Raw genomic sequence first — 14547 nt, 5'->3', positions numbered from 1 at the left:
AATACGAACGTATGATCGTGTGTATTCTTATTTATTTCCATTTATTTCGTCTCAAGTGTGCATAGACCCGTAGCCACGCCCCCAGAGATAATCGTGAGGATGGAGTGGAAGAAGGTTTCCTTGGAAATCAGGAGTCCTCCCGCGCCGATAATCATAAAGTCGGTCAAAAAAATGATGAATCCAAGGTTCAGCGGGACATACCTTTTTATAAATTGAGCGAGCAGATCGGTGCCCCCCGTACTTGCTTTAAACCGCAGCATAATCCCAAGTCCCGTTCCCATCAAAAAACCGCCAATAATGGCGCTAGAAATGGAACCAAACTCAAAATAATATAGAAAGTGATATTGGAAAGGACCGAGAAGCTCGATCAGAAATGATGAGATCAATAGGCCGAGTACACTGTTGTAAAAGATATCGCGTTCCTTTAACCAAGCGAGCAGAAAGATAGGAAAGCTGCAGAGAATTATAGCTACGCCAATTTTAGCGCCGGATAAATAATTAATAATGAGGGCTATCCCTATTATTCCCCCATCCAAGATTTTATATGGTACGAGAAAAAAATTAGTTCCCGCAGCAACGAGTAAGCTTCCTAAAAGTATGATAAGGTATCTTAATGGCCGCATATTTAACATCTCCACATTAAAGGCATGTCTATAAATATGCTTGTCACTTCCAAAAAATTGCAGTTGAACAAAAAAACCTGATTATGAATCAGGGTTAAAAAGTCTTATATTACATAGTGTGTGAGGGATAGCCGGTTCCTAACGCTCAAAAGACACCAAGTAACTAAGCGTAAACAATTCAGAAATGAAAGTATGAATGTTACTGTATGGAGGAATTAGCACGTGTCCAATAATCGGAGACGTGCTGCTTGTGTTTTTAACGGAAGTAACGCTTACGAAAGCGAAGCGGAGAGATTCCGATCTGCTGAGCAAATCGACGCGAGAAGTAGGCGGCACTCTCGAAGCCGGTACGTTCTGCGATTCCGGCTATAGAAAGCTCAGTCTTAAGCAGCAATAGCTTAGCCTGTTCCAAACGGTAATCCGTCAAATACTCCATCGGAGTCAGCCCATATACTCGTTTCATGCAGCGAGTAAGGTAGTTATAGTGAAAATGCAGTGCGTCCGCTAGTGAGGCATTGGAGAGAGGCTCCGCATAATGATTACGGATATAAGTCTCCGTCTGCTCTGCGATTTCCACCGCGTGACTTTCTGAAGTATCATGCTGTGCCAGATCCATCATCCGCAGTATTTCTTCAAATATCCGTTGCTGCTGCCAAACTGCGCTGGAACGCCGGCCCGTAGACAGCTGTAATAGCATCTCGGCTTGTCCACTCCGTTCAAAAGGGTCAGGGAGGGGACCGAACTGTGGCACTCGAATGGTATACGGATGAGTAAGAAACTGCCGAAAATGTGTTTCACGGTTGATATACACGGGTCCACCCTCAGAGCTAGACCAATCTGCAAGGGTATGAAAATGAATCCATATAAATGAAGTGGTCTCATCACATGGCTTAACGGAGTAATGATAGCGATCGGGCAGCAATAGCAGTGTATGTCCCGCCGAAACCTCCCATTGATTATGGTCCTCCCCGATAAATAGACAGCCTTGTTCTACAATAAGTAGATCAAACACCCCAATATGGCTTCTATTTGGATGCTGATCCCCGGGTTGATAAACCGTGCGATTGCATTCTAGAAAATAAGGAAATGGCGGCGCAGCGAAATGTATAAATGAAAGGCCCATTTTGTAATTATCCCTCCTTTCTAAAGTGTGAAATAGTACAAAAAAGGGGTTGCTTCTGATCGTATTTTTAATCTATTCTACCCCCTATAATTATTATTAGCGAGTATGAAATAAGGCTGAGGGGAAGATGAAGATGAACAAAATTATACAGGATCAAGAAGTTGTAAAAGATCAAACTGTTACCATTCAAGATGATTTCTGGGGCGGATACATTAGGCTGGTCCAGAACGTTGTTATCCCCTATCAATATGAGGCATTGCACGATAGAGCACTGGGAGCTGAACCCAGTCATGCCATTGCTAATTTTGAGATTGCTGCGGGCCGGAAGACTGGCGAGTTTTACGGCTGGGTATTTCAAGATAGTGATGTGGCTAAGTGGCTGGAGGCTGTTGGTTATTCCTTAAGCATCACACGTGATCCTGAGCTAGAGCGTCAAGCGGATGAAGTGATTGACCTCGTTGGCGAGGCGCAGCAGGAAGATGGATACTTAAATACTTATTTTACGATAAAAGAACCGGGTAAACGCTGGACCAATTTGAACGATTGTCATGAGCTGTACTGTGCTGGACATTTCATTGAGGCTGCCGTTTCTTATTATGAAGCTACTGGCAAAAGAAAACTGCTCGACATCATGTGCCGAATGGTTGATCATATTGATTCTATGTTTGGACCGGAAGAAGGTAAAATGCAGGGCTATGATGGGCATCAGGAGATTGAACTCGCGCTCGTTAAGCTGTATCGATTGACAGGTGAGGAACGATATTTGAAGCTCAGCAGCTTTTTTATTAATGAGCGAGGTCAACAGCCGAATTTCTTAAAGGAACAATGGGATAATCTGGGGAAGATCAATTTTTTCACAGGTCGGAAGGGGGATCTTGATTTAAAATATTACCAGAGTCATCTTCCAGTAAGAGAGCAGAAGGTGGCTGTAGGCCATGCTGTACGTGCGGTTTATATGTATACTGCTATGGCTGATCTTGCCGCTATTACTGGAGATGAATCACTTCGTGAAGCATGCGAGAGACTGTGGAATAACATTACGAACAAGCAAATGTACATTACAGGCGGGATCGGCTCTACACATAGAGGGGAGGCGTTCACCTTCGATTATGATCTGCCTAACGATTCGGTGTACGCAGAGACTTGTGCCTCTATTGGGTTGATCTTTTTTGCACAGCGTATGCTGAGAATATCACCGGATGCACGTTATGCCGATGTCATGGAGCGGGCGCTTTACAACAATGTACTGGGCTCGATGGCACAGGATGGCAAGCACTATTTTTATGTGAACCCACTGGAAGTATGGCCTCAGGCATGCAGTTGCAACCCGGAGAAACATCATGTGAAGTCTGAACGTCAAGGCTGGTTTGGCTGCGCCTGCTGCCCTCCGAATGTTGCGCGTCTACTAACTTCGCTCAATCAATATATTTACACGGTTCATGGCGATACACTCTATACGAATTTGTATATTGGAAGTAATCTGAACACTAAGCTGAGTGGAACGGATGTTACGATTCAGCAAGAGTGCAACTATCCATGGAAAGGTACAGTCTCGATGAAGATCAATCCGGCAGACGAAGCGGAGTTCGGAATTGCTTTACGGATTCCATCGTGGAGTCTAGGAATGGAGATCAGAGTCAATGGTGAAGCGCTGAACACTGCTGAGAACATCGAGCAGGGATACCTTGTTATTCGGAGAATGTGGAGAGCAGGAGACATAATCGAAGTGAATGACCCAATGGAGGCACATCGCATTTACGCTCATCCCAATTTGCGAGCAGATGCTCAAAAAGTAACGATTCAACGCGGACCGCTTGTGTATTGCCTTGAAAGTATCGATAATGGTGAACCTTTAAGCTCTATTTCTTTAAAAGAAGACAGTGAACTCACGGCGAGTTTTGATGAGACTTTGCTTGGTGGCGCTGTTGTTGTCGAGGCAGATGGACTGCGTGTTGATCAAGAGAGCTGGAGTGGTGGACTTTACAGCAGAGAGAAAGCACCTCTTCAAGCCGTTAAGGTCAAAGCTGTTCCCTATTACTTGTGGGGCAATCGTGGCAGTGGTGAAATGAAGGTATGGATTCCGGAAGGTAGTATGTGAGTTATGGGACAGGCAAAGTAATTTAAGGTTTAGGATAGCAGGGATTTACGCTTTATTGTATGCTATATTTGATCGGGACAAGGTAGCTGATCATTTTACAGAAAATATTGGAGGCATCACAATGAGCAAACGTTATCGAATTACACGAGCTATGCAAAATGATGGAGGTTCAACACAAACCATATCTTTAGAAGAGTGCAAGCAGTATTTCGCATCCAAACCTGATTTCACCTATACATCAGTTTATACAGTAGCAGGCGCCACTACGATGTCCATTGAGGGAGATTTCTTTATGTGGAGCTTTGGTGATACTACAATCCCATTTAGGCATTATCAAGGGGATATTTACGTTTCTGGAAATAATGAAGCTGTGATCCCGAGAATGCTTGAGGTTGCGAGTGATTTAAGAGCAGATGTTGTGGAAGGGTAAAAAAAAGACCCCTGAAGAGTTCAGGAGTCATCCAGCGTTAATTATAGATCCGCCCAATCGTTCAAGTGAACGGTTGAGCGGATTTTTTTAACCCAGTTCTACAACTACTTGGTGTACTGCACCGTCTCCAACTGGAGCAATGATGTTACCTTCTACAGCTGTGCCATCCAGGGTAAGACTAACTACACCTTTGGATACATGGTTCGGGTTTTTGATTTGAATCACATAAGTATCTCCACGGAAGACACGTGTGATTTCAAAGCTATCCCATTCAGTAGGAATACAAGGATCAATCTTCAGACCATTGAAATCCGCTTGGATGCCAAGGATCGATTGAGTGATGGCTACATAGTTCCATGCAGCAGTACCAGTCAACCAGGAGTTTTTAGCTTCCCCGTGACGAACGGCATCTTTACCTGCGATCATTTGGGAGTAGACATAAGGCTCTGTGCGGTGAATTTCGCTGATATCCTCCAGGTAAGCAGGAGCAATTTTTGCGTAAATTTCAAACGCTCTGTCGCCATGTCCAAGTACAGTTTCAGCGATCATGATCCAAGGGTTATTATGGCAGAAAATACCGGCATTTTCTTTGTAGCCCGGAGGGTACGTAGAAATTTCACCCAGGTTCAGATAGTACTTGGAATACGGTGGCTGTTGCAATACGATACCGTATTTAGTATCCAAATGCTCTTGTACGGATGATAGAGCTTTTTCAGCTTGACCATTTTCCACACCGATACCGGCCATTACGCAGATCCCTTGTGGTTCGATGAAGATTTTACCTTCTTCATTTTCTTTGGAACCGATCTTGTCGCCATAGTGATCATAAGCACGCAGGAACCAATCGCCATCGAAGCCGTGCGTCAATGTGATTTCTTTCATGTTGTCAATCTTAGCTTCTGCATCCACAGCTACATCGTTAAGTCCGCGCATCCGGCAGATTTCAGCATAGTCCGGTCCAACGAAGACGAACAGACCCGCGATAAATACAGATTCCGCAACGCGACCTTCGATGTTGGCAGTGGTTTGGAAAGATTCACCCGGCTCAGTAGAGAAGCAGTTGAGGTTCAAGCAGTCATTCCAGTCTGCGCGCCCGATCAGTGGCAAGCCGTGAGGTCCGAGATTGTTAGTCACATGCTCAAAGGAACGTTTCAAGTGCTCGAACAGCGTAGCGGTGTTATTCGGATCGCTGTCAAAAGGAACCTGCTCATCAAGAATCGAGGTATCGCCAGTTTCTTTAATGTAAGCAGCCGTTCCTAGGATCAACCAAAGCGGATCATCGTTAAAGCCGGTGCCGACTTCGTTGTTACCTTTTTTAGTGAGTGGTTGGTATTGGTGATAGGCACTGCCATCTTCAAATTGTGTAGCCGCGATATCGAGAATACGTTCTTTAGCACGTTCAGGAATTTGATGAACAAATCCGAGCAAGTCTTGGTTAGAATCACGGAAGCCCATACCACGGCCAATACCGGATTCAAAGTAGGAAGCAGAACGGGACATGTTGAAGGTAACCATACATTGATATGGATTCCAGATGTTAACCATGCGATCCAGTTTCTCGTCGCCGCTTTGGATTTGATATTTAGACAGCAGGTTATCCCAGTGAGCAGCAAGTGCAGCGAGCGCAGCGTCTACTTGTGCATCTGTAGCAAATTGCGCGATCATAGCTTCTGCTGGTTTTTTGTTGATTACATTCAGGGATTCCCATTTATCTTCTTCAGGGTTCTCGATGTAGCCGAGTACAAAGATGAAGCTTTGTTCTTCACCTGGTTCAAGCGTAATGTTAAGTGCGTGTGATCCGATAGGGGACCAGCCGCTAGCTACGGAGTTAGTAGGTTCGCCTGCAACTACAGCTTGTGGGCTTTCCAGACCGTTGTACATCCCTACGAAAGCTTCACGATCAGTATCGAAACCAGCGATTTCTTTATTTACGGAGTAGAAAGCATAGTGATTTCTGCGCTCACGATATTCAGTTTTGTGATAGATAACGGAATCCTTCACTTCAACCTCACCGGTGCTGAGATTGCGTTGGAAGTTAGTCATATCATCTTGTGCATTCCAGAGACAGAACTCTGCAAAAGAGAACAGTTTCACGGATTTTTTAGCAGAGCTCGTGTTCTTCACTACAAGACGATGTACTTCAGCATTATGACCCATAGGGACAAAAGCAAGCTGGTTCACAGAAATTCCGTTCCGTTCGCCAGTAATGGAAGTGTAGCCAAGACCGTGACGGCATTCATAGAAGTCGAGATCGCGTTTTACTGGCATCCAGCCTGGGGTCCAGAAATCACCATCGTCATAAAGATAGTAGTAGCGGCCGCCGGTATCCAGTGGGATATTGTTATAACGGTAACGGGTCAATCTTCTGAGACGAGCGTCCCTATAGAAGGTGTAGCCACCAGCTGTATTGGAAATAAGTCCGAAAAATTGCTCATTACCAAGATAGTTAATCCAAGGGTAAGGGGTTTTAGGTGTGTTAATTACATACTCTTTTCGAGTGTCGTCAAAGGTTCCGAATTTCATGTGAGAAAGTCTCCTTTCGATTGTGAACGCGCGTTTATAAGTTTCAGAAAAAATTCCCTCGAGGGAAGGGAGTTTTTTCAATGCTTTTAAGCAAGACAATTAAAGCAGTAGTTTCGATACCGAATCAAATAGCAGCTTCACGGAAAAATATGTAGATTTCTTCAGCGAAGGATTGATCTTAAGCTATTTCTTCGGCGGTTGACAGGAATCTCTCTCCACTAAACGAGCTGGAAAGCTGATCGTGCTAAACGTCGGCTGCTGTGAATCACACAGCTCGATTACTTTTTCAACTGCAGCCTTAGACATTTCATAGATCGGCAAGCGTACAGAGGTCAGCTTAGGCTGAATACGGGATGCTAGCTGAATGTCATCAAATCCAACCATGGAGAGATCTTCAGGGACAATGATTCCGTGCTCGGAGAACGCTTCCATCGCTGATATAGCCATATCATCGTTGGAGGAGAAGAAGGCCGTTGGCAAAGGTTCTCCAGAAGCGAGAAGCTTCTTAACCTCTTCGTAAGCAGTCTCTTTCAGAAAATCACCTTTCAGAATAAATCTCTCATTTACAGGCAGGCCATGTTTCTTCAACGTATCTTCATAAGCCGTATAACGCTCTCGTCCAGAGTACGTATTCATTTGCCCACAGATGATGCCAATCTCTTGATGACCCAGAGCGATCAAATATTCAATCGCTTCAGTGGTGCCCTCGTAATCTTTGGAGTTCACAATGGCCAGATGATTGCGGTCAAGATGCTCCGACATAATCTCAGAAATATCATAATCAATTAATACGAGAGGAGAGTCGAGCCCTACCATTTCTCGGACGATATTAATATCCTTCTGAGTGCCGACAATGATACCGCCGTCAATCCGTTTTTGAAGAAAAGCTTGCTTTACCTTGATGAAATCGTCGGGAGAGTAAACTGTATGAATCAGTACATAACATCCGCGGGCATTCGAGGTGTCGACTACGGCATCAACGAATGGAGCAAAGTAATTGTTCTGATAAATTCGGGTAGTATTCTCCTTCTCGTTCATACTGATGGCGAAGAGTCCGATCGTATCGGTCTTCTTACCGGCTAAAGCCCTTGCAAAGCTGTTCGGTTCGTACTGATGTTGCTCAATCACCCGCAGCACTTTGGCCCGGGTCTCTTCAGGGACGTTGGAATAATTGTTGATCACGCGGGATACCGTACTTCGGGAAACCCCGGCCAACTTAGCTATATCTTCGCTGCGCATGTTTCCCCTCTTTTCATAAACGCGCGTTTATGAGTTTATTGTAAGCGAAAGCATTGTATAAATCAATCGTAAATAATAAGAAATTTGTGAAGAAGGGAAGAAACTAGTTAATAGTTTGTATAAGATTTTTGCAGAGAAAGTGCATTGAAAGCTATAAAAGTCATGCTACTATTGTGATAATGATTATTGAGAATGATAATCAATGAAAATATAGCATTGGAGTGAAGGGATAATGGTAAGATGGGGTCGGAAGTTTTTATGGTCAGCAGTACTTATTATGGCATTGACCGCGCTGGCGGCATGCGGAACGAATAGCAATACTACGAAAGATAATGTTGCTAAAACAGAGAATGCAGAGGAATCAACCTCAGCTAGCAGCACACCGAGCGAAGGAAGTGGAAATGCTTCGGAAGAGGTTGCAACTCGGACGATTACAGGGGAATTCGGAGATGTTGAGATTCCAGTCAACCCTAAACGGGTGGCCGGGATTTACCTTGAAGATTATTTGAAGGCATTGGGGATTACCCCGGTGGTTCAGTGGTATCATCCAAGCTGGGGCAAACAGGATTACTTAAATCTCGATGTGCCAGAATTTGATATCACCGGAAGCTTGGAAGCGTTGTTGGAGAAAGACCCTGACTTGATTATTGCGGACGGAGGCGCGGATGCGGCGAGGTATGAACAATATTCCAAGATAGCACCAACGTATCGTCTCCCTGAGGCGGCGCTGCAGGACTCAAGACAAGTGCTTACAGCGATTGCAGATGCGCTCGGTATTCCGGAGAAGGCTGAGGCTGTGCTCGCCGAGTATGATCAGAAAGTGGCAGATGGAAAAGCTAAACTGCAACAGGCTCTGGGGCAAGAAAAAGTAGCAGTGATCCGGCTCAACGTAGCGGATAAGACCTTTGCTTTGTTCGGTGTTAAAAACCGTTTTATCGGTGTGATTTATTCTCAATTTGGCCTGACACCCGTGCCTATGGCTGCAGAAATGACCGAATATCAATCTATTATTTCCGAAGAACTTATTCCTCAGCTTGAAGCGGATCATATCATCGTATTCCCTGACAACGGGGGCTGGGATACTGAAGGTAATCAGGAAGCGATCCAAATTCTTGATGGGCCGCTGTGGAAGAGCCTGCCCGCAGTGAAGAACGGGAATGTTTATAGAATGGAACGTTCCCACTGGCAGACTGGTGCCATCACGGCCAATTCGATGAAGCTTGATGACCTGCTGGAAGCTATGGTGAAATAAATGGCAGCCGCCTTGAAGGAATAGCAAAAATAAGGTCTATCAGCACCCTTGATAGACCTTATTTTTTGTTTTACACTGAAGTGAATGAAAATGGTTCTCAATTGGGGGCGGGAGAATGGCAAAAGATTTGCAAGACAGCCATAGAAGGAAGCTATTCTATAGCTTGATAAATATAGAAACCCAATCCCTGTCAGGAAGCGGACAGAGTGAGGTGTTTCAGGATCATACATTACTCATTGTATCGGAAGGACAGGGGTATGTTGAGGCTGAGTTGAGGCAGTTTCCACTGGAAAAAGGTACTGGGTTCTTGTTCGAACCAGGGTTATTAAGCAAAATCAATGCCGAGGAGCGGGGGCTTAGCTTTTATCGGCTTACTTTTGAAATCATCGAAACCGGGGAAAACAGGCAGAGTGAAATAGAAGGAAGGACTAAAGAGGACATCCTTCGATCTGGTTTGTTAAGCTGTAGACCCTTTTCACAATGTAAATTACTGCTAGAGGCTATCTACCATAGCCGTAGAAGCACAGATGAGATCGAATGGTTCGCAGGCCATACGCGCTTTCAGGAGCTGCTACTGCTAATCATGCGTGCAAATTCCTCTTTCGTTCAGGTCACGGGTGATCATGAGGCAATACAGCGTTCCATTCACTATATGGAGGAGCATTATAACCAAGCCGTAACCGTTGATCAGTTGGCTGAAGTTGCAGGTATTACACGTGCGCGTTACACACAAACATTTAAAGAGGTGACAGGGAGGGTTCCCTTGGAGCATTTGAACGGGCTTCGTATCGAAAGAGCGCAGCAGCAGCTACTGCTGACGAATGATCGTATGCATGATATCGCGGTATCCGTCGGATATAGTAATGAGTATTATTTTAATCGGCGTTTTAAAAGATCGGTGGGTGTTACTCCAGGCCAATACAGAAGCTTCCATCAGGATGGATTGAGGGTGTTTGCTCCTTTTTTGGAAGATTATCTATTGGCTCTGGATATTACGCCTGTGGCGCAATATTCTCACGCCGAGTGGGGCAAACAAGAGTACTTGGCTCTCCACAATGTGCCTGAGGTAGATATTTCGACTCGTAATTGGCAGGAGCTCTCCCGGTATACGCCCGAATTGATCTTGCTGGATAATGGCTTTCATCGTTGGCATCTGGAGGAGTGCAGCCGGATCGCTCCGTTGTTCAAGCTACCTGTTCATCAAGAGGATTGGCGTGCCACTTTGTATTCCGCAGCAGCCGTCTTTGGCAGAACGGAACGTGTCCAGGAAGTGATCGACAATTATGAGCATCAGGCACAGCAAGCCAAGCAGCTGCTTACCCGTTCCGTCCATAGTCAGACCATAGCTTGTTTAAGAATCTCAGTCTACGGAATCACTCTTTATGGATGTGAGCATTTGGGGTATACAGGAAGTGTGCTTCATCATGATTTGGGCTTGCAACCCCATAGCTTGGTTCGGAAGTTGACCCGTGGAAAGAATCGGGTGAACCTGACAAAAGAAGAGCTTGCCAATCTGACTGCGGATCATTTGTTTATTACCTTTGATCAGCTTGAAGGGGGAGGACGGGAACTGCTGGATACACAACTCTGGCGCAACTTACCTGCTGTACGTAACGGCAGCGTATATGAGGTGGATTTCATGGCCTGGATGAATTACGGCGTATTGTCGCATCAGCGTAAGATTGAGGATGTATTAAGAGCGTTAGGATAAGTCAGAAACTAGACCAGATAAAAAAGAGGACAATAAGTGCCACTATACTGCTGACGCGGGTCATTAATAAATAAGCCTCACTCGGCTCAACGTCACCTTTGACCATCCATCCGTATCTCATGTACCATCCGAATCGTGGGAAAAAGATGTTAAGTAGCGCTAACAGAACAAAGAGGAAAATAAAAAAGCCCATGATTTATCACTCCTTTATGTAATGTATACGCGAAACTGTATGGAGGGTGTCCCGATTCATGTGTGAGTTTCCATATATTTATTTAAGCTTATGCAATATAGACTGATAAAAAATGAAAATTGCTTAAGGAGCGGATAAATCGTATGGAACACACAGGTCTTTTTTTCGGAGGGGGAGTAGGTGTTTTGTTCTTTTTAATTTGGTTGATATCAATTGGCTTGGGAATCTACTTCTTCGTCCTGCTAGTAAAATTGGCACGTAGAGGAATAGTGGCTTTAGATTTATACATCTACGCTAAAAATCGTGAAATACGTACTCGTTATGAGTCGGTTCCAGACAGATCAGAGGAAATTTAAGGCCATTAAATGATTAATGATACTTAAAGTATGAGATACCCTAGCTACCTTAACAGGTAGTTGGGGTATTTTTTGTGGAAATATTCAGGACTATGCTATCGATGAGGTATGTTTAGCGGTGTACTGTTGTGTTTACATAAAAAAAGAGTTCGTTAAATAAAAAATGGTTTTCTAAAAATAAAGGAGGAATTGATCGATGTCTAACCAATATACGATGCAAGATCCTACCACTCAGTACACCAAGGCAGGACCTGAATTTCAACAGCAGCAACAAGAGCCGGGGCTTCAGAAGAAGATGAATCCCGTGCCTGATACAGGTGAAGATACCTATCAAGGCACCGGACGTCTGACTGGACGAAAAGCGATTGTTACAGGGGCAGACAGCGGGATAGGCCGAGCTGTTGCGATTGCTTTTGCTCGTGAAGGCGCAGATGTTGTCTTATCCTATATGCCGGAGGAAGAAGAGGATGCAAAGCAGGTTCTCAAGCTGGTGCAGGAAGCAGGACGAACCGCAATCGCCATCCCAGGTGATCTTAAGGACGAGGAGTACTGTGAACAGCTCGTCGATACTGCGGTCAAGCAGCTGGGTGGGATTGATATTTTAGCCAATGTAGCGGGCAAACAGCAATTCGTCCCCGATATTGCTGATCTTACTACGAAGCATTTTGACGATACATTTAAGACGAATGTGTATGCCATGTTCTGGCTGTGTAAAGCGGCAGTGAAACATATGCAGCCGGGTAGCACCATCATCAACACTTCTTCCATTCAAGCCTATAACCCTTCGCCGATCCTATTGGACTACGCGACGACCAAGGCTGCGATCAATACATTCAGTAAATCTCTCGCTCAGCAAGTCGCTGATAAGGGCATTCGAGTTAATGTAGTGGCACCAGGTCCCGTATGGACACCTCTTCAGGTGGTGGGTGGGCAACCAGAGGAAGTGCTGAAGGAGTTCGGCGCGAGCACACCACTAGGCCGTCCGGGACAGCCTGCAGAGATGGCTCCGGCATATGTATTTCTTGCTAGCCAGGAATCGAGCTATATAAGTGGCGAAACGCTAAATGCCAATGGCGGAACTCCAACCCCATAGAATATTTAGTGGGATGTTGCTATTGTAAATACGGAAATTATTCAAAAGTACCCTACTAATTATAGCTGTGGGGTGCTTTTGTTTTTATATAGAGAAAGGTGTATTATAGAATTTAATACTTTTTATCCCATTATTTTTATAGAATATGATCTAGAACTGATCAAGATTGTCGAATACATAGATTTCCTGCGATTACCCGAGAAATATTTGAGTTGGTACAAGGTTTAGAGTTTAGTGTAGACCATAGAAAGAATTAGGAGCTGTATTATGTGTAAAAAGAAACTAGCAATACTCATTTTTTCCTTTGTTCTGATCATGGCGTGTTTTTCATCAGGAGCAGTCTTCGCGGATAAAGGAAACGGAGCTGTAATGGATAGTGGAACAAAGGAAAGGCTGATGGAAAAGTATGATCTTGTACAGCCTGAACTTACAAATCCAAAATCACTTTGGAGCCAAAGCGATTTTGGAGTCAGTAACCCTATTGCTATATTTGTAGGTATCAGTAGGTTATATCTGAATCCATATGTTTTTGCTGCGCAAGAAATGATTAATCATTTGATTGACCGAAGCCGTCAACATTAATGACCCATGAGAGGGTCATTTTTTAATAAGAGATAAATTAATCGCTCGTTACTTGTATATCTTTCAAAATATAATCCCAGCTATCATAATCGTTCATATCATCAGGAAATTCTAACACACAAATATGATTAATATTCCAATGGATTTCTCGTACTGATGTTAATTCACGAACGGGATAAAGGATAAGGACAGTGAATTCGTTCGGCTTTAATATATCAGACAAAGTCGCTTGTAGCTCTACAGCCTGTTCGTATGTGGCGAACCATCTAATGAATAGAATTTTTTTACTGCTTAGTAATTTGTCCCAAAATCTCTTAATTCGTAAATCCAGCTTTGCTTTATAAGATGGATAGGTCGTAGACCAATGTTTACCTAAGGTGATAGGAAAATCATGTACCGAGATAATGTTATAAAAGGTATCCTGAATAAAATACGATTTCACTAACTCATTCTTGTTTCCATTAGGATAAGCGGGCACTCCATCCTCTAGAAAAAAATGTGTCTCTTCGAGCATTTTCAGATTTGTTAACTCCATGAAATTCTGAAATCTATTCTTATAAAGTCTGTTTACATCAGTTAATGAATAAGAAATCATCCAGTCAAGAGGCATGGAGAATGTTCTCAAGTTATTTCTTTGCATATTTATAGCAGGAGCACAAGACATACCTAAGCTTACGATTAAATCATAGCTCTTCTTTACATCTTGTAAGTTCATGGACTCACCTAATTTCGATCAGATTCAGGTTCTATTCAACGTTAAAAAAGAGCAGCAACTTAGCTGCCCTCTGAAAATATTAATGGCGTTGTAACAGCAAATAGCCGCTAATCCTTGAAGTTTTTTTACGAAACACCACTTTAAAACCTATGTCATTATCTAATAAACAAGCTAAGGCGGTGTCAAGTAGCCCGTTGGGTCTTAAGCTAGGTCGACAAGGCTCAGCATTTCCAATGATGCGGACAGAAATAATCCTACGTGCAGAGCCACGAACCAAAGGATTTCTGCTCCAAGTGATCAATACCAAATCAGGTTGACGAGTTGCCATTCTGATCCACCCCTTTCTATTAAGCTTCTCTATATAAAATGCACAATAGATTGTAATGTGCTAAACAGAAGCGGAGTGCTATTTTGATCAGCGGTGGGAATTAAAGAGTTACACTTGTTTAATTTAGGTTTTCAGAATACAATAAAGTAAATTTATGGATGTTCGAATAGCGTAAACGTAGATGACCACAAGGGAGCATATATTCATAACACCTTACGACTGAGCAAGTATTTGATCAATGATCAAATACTTTTTTATTTTCGTTTATAAGAAGCTAAATA

At 43.7% G+C, this 14547-nt stretch carries 13 protein-coding genes; 6 read left to right on the top strand and 7 right to left on the bottom strand.

Annotated elements, in window-relative coordinates:
• Positions 1-41: 41 nt before the first annotated feature.
• A complete protein-coding gene (locus tag ACFWMP_RS03070; protein ID WP_042193725.1) occupies positions 42-632 on the bottom strand; it encodes a YitT family protein in 591 nt (196 codons plus the stop codon).
• A 247-nt stretch (positions 633-879) separates the two neighbouring features.
• Positions 880-1746, bottom strand: coding sequence for a helix-turn-helix transcriptional regulator (locus tag ACFWMP_RS03065; RefSeq protein WP_379421895.1), 867 nt, complete (start codon positions 1744-1746; stop codon positions 880-882).
• 133 nt (positions 1747-1879) lie between these two features.
• Between ACFWMP_RS03065 and ACFWMP_RS03060 the strand changes: the two genes are divergently transcribed.
• Together ACFWMP_RS03060 and ACFWMP_RS03055 are read left to right on the top strand one after the other, a co-directional pair.
• Complete coding sequence (locus ACFWMP_RS03060) at positions 1880-3844, top strand: glycoside hydrolase family 127 protein (protein WP_340968936.1); 1965 nt, start codon at positions 1880-1882, stop codon at positions 3842-3844.
• A gap of 121 nt (positions 3845-3965) precedes the next feature.
• Entirely contained in the window at positions 3966-4274 is a 309-nt protein-coding gene (locus ACFWMP_RS03055; RefSeq protein ID WP_042187261.1) for a hypothetical protein, read from the top strand.
• An 87-nt stretch (positions 4275-4361) separates the two neighbouring features.
• On the opposite strand, the gene ACFWMP_RS03050 is transcribed toward ACFWMP_RS03055, so the two are convergent.
• Both ACFWMP_RS03050 and ACFWMP_RS03045 read right to left on the bottom strand, forming a co-directional pair.
• The gene (locus ACFWMP_RS03050; protein ID WP_340968939.1) at positions 4362-6797 is read right to left on the bottom strand and encodes a glycoside hydrolase family 94 protein; all 2436 of its coding nucleotides are present in this window, start codon (positions 6795-6797) and stop codon (positions 4362-4364) included.
• A gap of 183 nt (positions 6798-6980) precedes the next feature.
• A complete protein-coding gene (locus ACFWMP_RS03045) occupies positions 6981-8036 on the bottom strand; it encodes a LacI family DNA-binding transcriptional regulator (RefSeq protein WP_379421892.1) in 1056 nt (351 codons plus the stop codon).
• A gap of 232 nt (positions 8037-8268) precedes the next feature.
• On the opposite strand from ACFWMP_RS03045, the gene ACFWMP_RS03040 reads away from it, so the two are divergent.
• A complete protein-coding gene (locus ACFWMP_RS03040; protein ID WP_256989875.1) occupies positions 8269-9288 on the top strand; it encodes an ABC transporter substrate-binding protein in 1020 nt (339 codons plus the stop codon).
• Positions 9289-9403: 115 nt separating this feature from the next.
• Positions 9404-10999 (top strand): helix-turn-helix domain-containing protein, encoded by a 1596-nt coding sequence (locus tag ACFWMP_RS03035; protein WP_379421888.1) that lies wholly within the window; start codon positions 9404-9406, stop codon positions 10997-10999.
• 1 nt (position 11000) lies between these two features.
• Here ACFWMP_RS03035 and ACFWMP_RS03030 read toward each other — a convergent pair whose 3' ends face one another.
• Positions 11001-11192: a DUF6199 family natural product biosynthesis protein gene (locus ACFWMP_RS03030; RefSeq protein ID WP_042187270.1), complete on the bottom strand. Its 192-nt coding sequence runs from the start codon at positions 11190-11192 to the stop codon at positions 11001-11003.
• A gap of 552 nt (positions 11193-11744) precedes the next feature.
• On the opposite strand from ACFWMP_RS03030, the gene ACFWMP_RS03025 reads away from it, so the two are divergent.
• Both ACFWMP_RS03025 and ACFWMP_RS03020 read left to right on the top strand, forming a co-directional pair.
• A complete protein-coding gene (locus tag ACFWMP_RS03025) occupies positions 11745-12641 on the top strand; it encodes an SDR family oxidoreductase (RefSeq protein WP_042187274.1) in 897 nt (298 codons plus the stop codon).
• Positions 12642-12908: 267 nt separating this feature from the next.
• Entirely contained in the window at positions 12909-13223 is a 315-nt protein-coding gene (locus ACFWMP_RS03020) for a hypothetical protein (protein ID WP_340968949.1), read from the top strand.
• Positions 13224-13260: 37 nt separating this feature from the next.
• Here ACFWMP_RS03020 and ACFWMP_RS03015 read toward each other — a convergent pair whose 3' ends face one another.
• Positions 13261-13938, bottom strand: coding sequence for a DUF1796 family putative cysteine peptidase (locus ACFWMP_RS03015; protein WP_340968951.1), 678 nt, complete (start codon positions 13936-13938; stop codon positions 13261-13263).
• A 79-nt stretch (positions 13939-14017) separates the two neighbouring features.
• The gene (locus ACFWMP_RS03010; protein ID WP_076299475.1) at positions 14018-14266 is read right to left on the bottom strand and encodes a hypothetical protein; all 249 of its coding nucleotides are present in this window, start codon (positions 14264-14266) and stop codon (positions 14018-14020) included.
• Positions 14267-14547: the final 281 nt, after the last annotated feature.

It is taken from the genome of Paenibacillus sp. NPDC058367 (assembly GCF_042723305.1).
Taxonomy (GTDB): Bacteria; Bacillota; Bacilli; order Paenibacillales; family Paenibacillaceae; genus Paenibacillus_AQ.
Note: the sequence above shows the minus strand (reverse complement) of the source record. Positions and strands in the feature narration are given on the sequence as shown.